At 69.1% G+C, this 269-nt stretch carries 1 protein-coding gene; it reads left to right on the forward strand.

Annotated elements, in window-relative coordinates; all coding sequences use genetic code 11:
* On the forward strand, positions 1 to 269 hold a 269-nt coding region (locus H7I41_RS16530; RefSeq protein WP_264013689.1), incomplete at both ends, for a hypothetical protein.

Here is a 269-nt window from a genome sequence, read left to right on the forward strand (position 1 = left end):
TCGGCGACAGCATCGGCCTCGGCTACCTCGGCCTCAACCGCCTCAGCCTCAACGACACCCTCGACCGCCGCCTCATGCACCTCTGCAGCAGCCGCCTCAGCCTCGACCGCATCCTCACCCTCGACCGAACCGACACCACCAACAGCGTCGGCGGATTCGGCGGGCTGCTCGTCGGCGACAGCATCGGCCTCGGCTACCTCGGCCTCAACCGCCTCAGCCTCAACGACACCCTCGACCGCCGCCTCATGCACCTCTGCAGCAGCCGCCTC

The sequence above is a fragment of the [Mycobacterium] manitobense genome (genome assembly GCF_025821665.1).
Lineage (GTDB): Bacteria > Actinomycetota > Actinomycetes > Mycobacteriales > Mycobacteriaceae > Mycobacterium > Mycobacterium arseniciresistens.